Annotated in this window: 1 protein-coding gene and 1 pseudogene; both read left to right on the top strand. The window is 34.6% G+C overall.

Annotated features, from left to right (window positions below):
• Positions 1 to 897: pseudogene (locus tag STRDD10_RS11250) on the top strand (hypothetical protein); the annotation flags it as partial.
• Positions 884 to 1,111 carry a hypothetical protein gene (locus STRDD10_RS09910; protein ID WP_067195678.1) on the top strand — a complete coding sequence of 76 codons (228 nt, stop codon included), beginning with the start codon at positions 884 to 886 and terminating at the stop codon, positions 1,109 to 1,111. The pseudogene STRDD10_RS11250 and the gene STRDD10_RS09910, both read left to right, overlap by 14 nt.
• Positions 1,112 to 1,169: the final 58 nt, after the last annotated feature.

Below are 1,169 nucleotides of genomic sequence, written 5' to 3' on the forward strand. Positions count from 1 at the left end.
GCTCAGGTGCCTGAACTCAATCGAGACAGAATTGATGGTCTGGTCAATCGTTTAGCTAGTGAGGAAAGTTTTGATGATGTAAAATGGTTGCTTGATGACCCAATTGTAAATTTTAGTCAGAGAATTGTTGATGATTGGATTCGAATAAATGCGGAGTTCCATCACAAAGTGGGGTTGAGTCCCAAAATCGTTCGAAGAGTTGTCGGTCATCCATGTAAATGGTGCAAGAGTTTAGAGGGTTCATACAATTATCCAGAAGTTCCTAAGGATATATATAGACGGCATGGCAATTGTCGGTGTACTGTTGACTATCATCCTGGTAATGGGAAGAAACAGAATGTTCATACTAAACGTTGGGCAGAATCTAAAAAAAGTGCTAAAATAGAAATATTCAAAGGTGTAGGTTTACCTATTCAATCTGGTGCAAGAAATTATTTTCGTGATGAATCGAATGATGATATTTTGCCAAAAGATTTTATTAAAGCAGAAAAGCACGCTTATCTTACGTATGACAAAATAAAAAATAGTAATCAAGAATTAGAAAAGCGAAAAATTTATTCGAACATTGGAAAGTTTAAGGAAATGAAAGACTTTACCAAAGAAGATGTTGATATTGCTTTTAATCATGTTTTTAATGATATCCATATTTTAAAAGATGGGGAAAGTTTATTTCTTCCAGAAGTCAATATGGCAGAGTCGTGGGAGCGTCTGATTACTGGTAAGGATATCCAATCACATGACTTGATATTATTGAAACATGAGCGCTTAGAGCATGATTATATGTACATTAGAGGGAATATGGATTATGATACTGCTCATGCTAAAACAGATGAAACCTATAATTATGGTAAAGCTTTGACTCGATATTTGGAAAGGAAGAATAATGTTAAAATTTAATTTGATTGAAGTTGTGAATGATTTTTACCGTTATGAGGTCTTTCCTGAGGGTGATGTGAGTAGAAGGGAGATTTTTGAATTTAATCCTTCTACCCGTGAGGTAAAGAGAAATAATCCCCCGAAATATGGTTTTGATTATGTGTCAAAATGTATCATAAATTTAAAAAATGAAGATGGCGGCTTGAAAGAATCAGGGCAAGTTGCTTGGTATTAAGCGCTTAGAAAATTCTAGGTGCTTTTCTTATGCTTTGAAAGGAGCAACGATGGGAAAT

The sequence above is a fragment of the Streptococcus sp. DD10 genome (genome assembly GCF_001578805.1).
Lineage (GTDB): Bacteria > Bacillota > Bacilli > Lactobacillales > Streptococcaceae > Streptococcus.